Genomic DNA, 4689 nt, shown 5'->3' with positions numbered 1-4689 from the left:
GGGGCGCCGGCCCTGGCGCAGGTGGCGCGCCGTCTCCTCCTCGTGGGCTTCTTCGCGCAGGGAGACCTCGAGCGCATCGCGCGTGGCGTCCTCGAGCGCTTCGAGTGCCGCCGCGTTGGTCTGGGAGCTCATGCCGGCCTGGGCCTGGACGAGCTTCCAGTAGAGCTTGAGCAAGCGGCGCGCGGCCTCGCGCTGGCTCTGGTTCGCCTCGGGCTCCTGGTCCCCGAGCTGTTCGCCGGCGTCGCTCATCGGCTGACTCGGGTCCTGCGGGGATTGCGGCTGGGCGGACTTCTCCATCTCGCCCGCCTGCTCGGGGAACTCCTCCTCGAGCTGCGCGGCCGTCTCGCGGATCTTCTCGAGCAGTTCGGCGGTCTCCTCCGCCAGCTCCGCCTGTTCCTTGGCCAGGGCCTCGCGGGCGGCCTTCTCCTCGGGGCTCTCCGCCGACTTCCGCTCCTCGCCGGCCTCGGATTTCGTCTCGCCGCGCTGACCGGCGCTCGAATCGGCCGCGGCCTCGGCCCGCTCCTCGGCGGGCGCGGCGGTTTCTTGCTCGCGCGCGCGCTCGGCCGCCTCCTTCTGCTCGGGTAGCTGCTCGGACTCCTCGCGCAGGGCCTCCTGGCGCTCGAGCAGCTCGTCCAGCTCGCGCTGCAGCGCGTCGAGCTTCTGGTCGCGCATCAGCTGCTCGAGCATCGCCTCGGTGCGCTCGAGCTGCTCGAGGATCTGCTCGTGGTCCATCCGCAGCTCGGCCAGCTCCTCGGGCAGCGCCTCCGGATCCATCTGGTCGAGCAGCTCCTGGAAGCGCCGCAGCAGCTCGCCCGCCTCGGTGTCGCGCAGCTCGGCCATCAGCTCCTCGATCTTCTGCAGCTTCTCGGCCATCTGCTGGCGCAGCATCTCGTTCTCGCCGAGGGTCTCGCTGCGCTCGGCGAGGCCCTGGCTCAGCTCTTCGAGCTGCTCGCTCATCCGCTCCAGGCGCTCGAAGGTGTCCTGCAGCTCCTGCTGGCGCTCCCAGTCGAGCTGAGGGTCGGCGCGCAGCTCCTGCTCGAGCTGGCGCAGATCCTCCTGCAGCTTCTGGCCCTCCTCGACCATCTCCTCGAGGGACTCGCTGCGCGCGGCGTCCTCCTGCTCGATGTCGGCGTAGATCTCCGCCACCGAGGGCACGCGCAGGCGCTGGACGCCGCTCGCGCCTCGCCCCGGCCGGCCGGGCCGCGTGTCCGTCGCCTCGAGCCAGTACTCGACGACGTCGCCCGGGAAGAGCGACCAGTCGGCGCCCAGGTCCCAGCGCCAGCGCAGGGCCGCGCGCGGCTGGCCGGCCAGCTCGCCGAGCGGCAGCGCCCGGCGCAGCGTGTCGGGCTCGCCGCGCTTGGCGGCGCGCAGGCCGAGGCTCGCCACGCCGTAGTCGTCGGCGGCGCTGATCTCGAGAGTCTGCAGCAGGTCGCGGCTGAGTTCGGCGTCCGGGCCGGGCGCGAGGATCTCGACCGCAGGCGGCCGATCGGGCAGGGCGTTCAGCTCGAGGAAGCTCGGCGTGCGGCTGCGCGTGCCCCGCGCATCGACGAGACTGAGCGAGAGCCGGGCGTCGCCGTCCACGCTGAGCGCGCCGCGCAGGCGGCGGCCCTCCACCGCGAGCGGCAGGCTGTCCGGCCCGGCGCCCAGCAGCCAGGCCTGGGCCAGCTCGCTGCCCGCGAGCCCCGCGAAGACGAGCCGGCTGCCCAGCGGCAGGCTGAGGCTGCCGCTCTGCAGGGTGAGGCTGCGCGCGGGCAGTCGCGTGTAGGCCGGCGGCGTGGCCGTGACCTGCAGGCTGTCCAGCACCGGCGGATGGTAGACCCGCACGCGGTAGGTCGGGCTCAGGCTGCGGCCGTGGCGCGCGCGGTAGGCGAAGCCCTGCTGCACGGCCTCGCGCTGATGCACCCACAGCTCGCCCTCGCGCGTGAGCGGCGCGGGTTGGAAGAGGTCGCCGGTCTCGTCGACCTCAAGGGCCAGCGCGCCGGGGAAACGCCAGGGCAGGCCCTGCTCGCGCAGCTCCAGGCGCAGCGGGCTGCCGGCGAGCAAGTCGATGTCCCCCGGCGCCAGCGCGAGGCTGGCGCGCTCGGCGTAGTGCGCGGGATTGCGCGGGTCGAGCAGGAAGCTCAGCGGGCGAATGCCCGTGCGGCTCGCGGGCAGGGCCGCGAGCAGAAAGAGCGGCGCCAGGACGGCGAGCGCCCGCCGGCCCCGCCGCGGCCAGGGACCCTGCTCGGGATCGGGTAGACCGGCGGCGGCACGCGCCACCGCGTCCGCGAGCACGCGGTCCATCAGCGCGGGCGAGTAGCCCTTGCCGGCGAGGCGGCCCTCGGCGACGTCCGCGGCGGTCTCGAGGAGCTGGCGCGTGTCGGCGCGCGCCTCGGCCTCGCGCAGCAGGCGACGCGCGTCGGGCAAGCGGCGCAGCGGCCAGACGAAGGCCGCGGCGAGGGGCGCGAGCGCGAGCAGCCAGGCGAGGAGCGCGAAGAGCCCGCCGCCCCGCGCGCTCGCCGGCGAGATGAACTGGAGAGCGAGTGCCGCGAGCAGCAGCACGGCCAGGGCCGCCGCGCCCGCCGGCCCGAGCGCCGCGCGCCAGTGCAGGCGCCGCGCGCGAGCCAGCTCGCGGCCGAGCAGGGCGCCGAGCCGCTGGGCGGCCGTCGCTGCGCCGGGCGCGCTCATGCCGCCGGCCGCGCCCGCACGAGGGCGTGGTAGAGCACGTTGATCGCCATCTTCAGCGCCGCCTCGCGCTTGTCGGGCGGGTCCTTGTGCACGTCGGGATCCTCGAGGCCGTCGCCGATGTCCGCCTCGAAGGTGTAGAAGACGGCGAGCCGGCCGTCGAGGAAGAGGCCCCAGCCCTGCGGTGGCTTGCCGTCGTGGACGTGGATCTTCGGCACGCCGGCCAGGTCGTAGAAGCTGTGGTAGATCGGGTGCTCGGCGGGCACGAGGACGAGCTGTTCCTCGGGGAAAACCCGCTCCACCGTGCGCCGGAAGCTGGCGTCGAGGCCGTAGTTGTCGTCCGCCCAGAGGAAGCCGCCGCGCCGCAGCCAGGCGCGCAGGCGGGCCTCCTCCTCGGGCGTCGGCTGCAGGTTGCCGTGACCGTTCAGGTAGACGAGCGGCAAGCGGTCCAGGCCCGGATCCGTGGCCTTGACGACGGTCTCGCGCTCAGCGCAGGCAATGCCGGTGCGCCGCTCGAACTCCTCGAGCAGGTTGGGCAGGCTGCTCGGGTTGCCGTACCAGTCGCCGCCGCCGGAGTAGTGGAGCCGGCCGAGCTGCAGCTCGCCGGGGCGGGGCGCCGCGTCGAGCTGCGCGCCGGCGCCCGCGGGCCGGAGCCCGAGGGCAAGGGCGAGAGCGAGATCGAGAGCGAGGAGAGGCCAGCGGCGCATGGCGGTGGTCCAGGTCGGGGGGTTCTGGGCGGAACTGCCTGAATGATAGCGTATCGGCCAGCAAAGACCCAGGTGCAGAAACGGTTCCAGACCCTTGACGCCCGCGGGGCGAGGGTCCAGGGTCCAAAGCGCAGGAAGCAAAGGGAGCGACAGGCCGTGACCGGCTACTACGCGGGCCGTCTGGAGGGAGAGCGCCTGGATGCCTGCTACGCGCTGGCCGGCCCGCGCGTGCGGCAGTACCTGGAGGCCGAGATTGCGCATCTGCGCTCGCGCCTCCAGCCCGGCTGGCGAGTGCTGGAACTGGGCTGCGGGACGGGACGCGTCACTCAGCGGCTGCTGGGCGACGAGCGGCAGGTCACGGGCATCGACACGGCGCCCGCAAGCCTGGCCCTGGCCGCCGCCCACACGCCACTGGGAGCGGCCGCCCACTGGCTCCGCATGGATGCTGTCCGGCTCGCTTTCGCGGATGGCTTTTTCGACGCCGTGGCCTGCGTGCAGAACGGCATCTGCGCCTTCGGCGTGGACCAGGCAGCGCTACTCGCCGAAGCACTGCGCGTGCTGCGCCCCGGGGGACGGGCGATCTTCTCGAGCTACGCCGATGCCTTCTGGCCCCACCGCCTCGCCTGGTTCGAGGCACAGGCCGCGGCCGGCCTGCTCGGACCGCTGGACCTGCCGGCCTGCCGCGATGGCTACATCGTCTGCTCGGACGGCTTCCGCTCGGGACGCGTGACGCCTGCCGGCTTCGCCGCGCTCTGCGCGCGCATCGGGGTGCCCGGCACAGTCTCCGAGATCGACGACTCGAGCGTCTTCTGCGAGATTATCAGTACATGCTAGACTCCAGAGGTGATCCGAAACTGGGAGGTGCTGAGTGAACGCCGATGTGCTCTGGGAGCGATTGGAGCAGGTGATCCGCAAGCAGGAGCAAGCTTCTGGGGGTCGCGAAGACGAGTATGTTGTGGTTACGAAGCTCAAGCAGCGTCGGCGGAACCTAATCCAGATAGGGGACGGGAAGCTAGTAAGGCTGTCTGATGGCAACAGCAGCCAACCACAGACGATCAGCAAGGCTGATGTGTTCACCATTGCCAAGTGGGCGATGGACTCCCCTGACGGCACCTTCAGCATCAAGGATCCAGATCTCAAGCCCGCCCGCATGGGTTCCATCGTATGCACGCTCTTGGCTCTGCTGCCGGAGTTTGACTACCGGCCGGGCCAGGTTCTTGTCTACAGAAAGACGGGGCACGGAGTACGTGGATTCCTGCGCCGGATCTTCCGTAGCAGCGCGTGATCCCTTGCGCCGTGGCGAGATCACGCAGACCGA

The 4689-nt window shown here is 72.3% G+C and carries 4 protein-coding genes; 2 read left to right on the top strand and 2 right to left on the bottom strand.

Annotated features, from left to right (window positions below):
* On the bottom strand, positions 1 to 2667 hold a 2667-nt coding region (locus FJ251_13605; protein MBM4118741.1), incomplete at its 3' end, for a DUF4175 family protein.
* Positions 2664 to 3371 (bottom strand): DUF4159 domain-containing protein, encoded by a 708-nt coding sequence (locus tag FJ251_13600; GenBank protein ID MBM4118740.1) that lies wholly within the window; start codon positions 3369 to 3371, stop codon positions 2664 to 2666. The genes FJ251_13605 and FJ251_13600, both read right to left, overlap by 4 nt.
* Before the next feature lie 42 nt (positions 3372 to 3413).
* Between FJ251_13600 and FJ251_13595 the strand changes: the two genes are divergently transcribed.
* Together FJ251_13595 and FJ251_13590 are read left to right on the top strand one after the other, a co-directional pair.
* Complete coding sequence (locus tag FJ251_13595; protein ID MBM4118739.1) at positions 3414 to 4205, top strand: class I SAM-dependent methyltransferase; 792 nt, start codon at positions 3414 to 3416, stop codon at positions 4203 to 4205.
* 34 nt (positions 4206 to 4239) lie between these two features.
* Positions 4240 to 4656, top strand: coding sequence for a hypothetical protein (locus FJ251_13590; GenBank protein ID MBM4118738.1), 417 nt, complete (start codon positions 4240 to 4242; stop codon positions 4654 to 4656).
* The last annotated feature ends 33 nt before the right edge of the window (positions 4657 to 4689 follow it).

It is taken from the genome of bacterium, from assembly GCA_016873475.1.
Lineage (GTDB): Bacteria > Krumholzibacteriota > Krumholzibacteriia > JACNKJ01 > JACNKJ01 > VGXI01.
The sequence above is the reverse complement of the archived record's forward strand: the minus strand, read 5'-3'. Positions and strand labels throughout refer to the sequence as shown.

Coding starts and splice junctions, on each gene's coding strand:
- FJ251_13600 (MBM4118740.1), bottom strand. CDS start 3,371: ATGCGCCGCTGGCCTCTCCTCGCTCTCGATCTCGCTCTCGCCCTTGCC.
- FJ251_13595 (MBM4118739.1), top strand. CDS start 3,414: ATGATAGCGTATCGGCCAGCAAAGACCCAGGTGCAGAAACGGTTCCAG.